Genomic DNA, 1253 nt, shown 5'->3' with positions numbered 1-1253 from the left:
CGTGTTACAATGTTTTCGACCAAGAAAACCATAAACGGAGGACATGATGATGACCCAAATCAATATTACTATAAATTTAGAGGATCTCAAAGAAAAAGTTGAAAGCAGCTCATTAGAATCACCAGTTAAGGCATCTTTATCACTAATTTTAAATTCTTTAATGGAAAAAGAAAGAGATGAATATATTAATGCTCTTTCTCATGAAAGAACCGAAGATCGAAGGGGCTATCGAAATGGTTACTATGAGCGTGAACTCATTACTGGTGTAGGTTCTCTCAAACTAAAAGTACCTCGTACCAGAGACGGTGAATTTTCTACAACTATCTTTGAAAAGTATAAAAGCTGTGATCAAGCACTAATTCTTTCTATGATTGAAATGGTTGTAAATGGTGTTTCTACACGTAAAATCACAAAAATTGTAGAGGAATTATGTGGGACAAGTGTGTCCAAATCACTTGTTTCCAATCTAATGAAGACCGTAGACCCTATCATTAACGACTGGAGAAACAGACCACTAAACGTTCATTATTATCCATATGTATACGTGGATGCCATGTACATTAAAATTCGTGAGAACGATAAAGTAGTTTCTAAAAGTGTTCATATTGCTGTTGGGGTTAGTGAAAGTGGTCATAGAGAGATTATTGGTCTCAAAGTCAATCATTCCGAATCTACTGATAGCTGGACTGCCTTCTTTGAATACCTAAAGTCCAGAGGACTTCAATCACCTAAAATGGTGATTTCTGATGCTCATGGTGGCCTAGTTACTTCCATCAAAGAAACATTTTTAGGCACTTCTTGGCAGAGGTGTAGTGTCCATTTTTTAAGAAACATCATGGATACACTGCCAAAGAAAGGTACTACTGAAGCACGTCAAGAACTAAAAGACCTTTTTAAAAACTCCGATATTAAGGTTGTAAGAGAATTAAAAAATCGCTTTGTAGAAAAGTATCAAGATGCCAAAGGATTTTCAAAAGCGATTGAAACGCTAGAAAATGGATTTGAAGATGCGATTCAATTCCATTCACAACCAGTGGAGTATCAAAAACACCTTCGTACAACGAATATGCTTGAACGTTTAAATCAAGAGGTTCGCAGAAGAGAAAAGGTCATTCGAATCTTTACGAATGATCAGTCCGCTATAAGGATAATTGGTTCCGTATTAATGGATATTGAGGAAGATTGGAATAAACATAATGTTCCATACCTCAAGAAAACAAATGAAAGATAACACTCTATCTAAGCGGGGGGGG

General features: G+C 36.0%; 1 protein-coding gene. It reads left to right on the top strand.

What is annotated here, in order from left to right:
• The first annotated feature begins 49 nt into the window (after positions 1-49).
• Entirely contained in the window at positions 50-1231 is a 1182-nt protein-coding gene (locus AC3A54_RS25470; protein ID WP_487656667.1) for an IS256 family transposase, read from the top strand.
• Positions 1232-1253 lie beyond the last annotated feature (22 nt).

This window comes from Neobacillus sp. Soil_C_43 (assembly GCF_057656715.1).
The sequence above is the reverse complement of the archived record's forward strand: the minus strand, read 5'-3'. Positions and strand labels throughout refer to the sequence as shown.

Bases quoted from the DNA above. Each gene is read 5' to 3' on its own strand.
- AC3A54_RS25470 (WP_487656667.1), top strand. From the start codon at position 50: ATGACCCAAATCAATATTACTATAAATTTAGAGGATCTCAAAGAAAAA.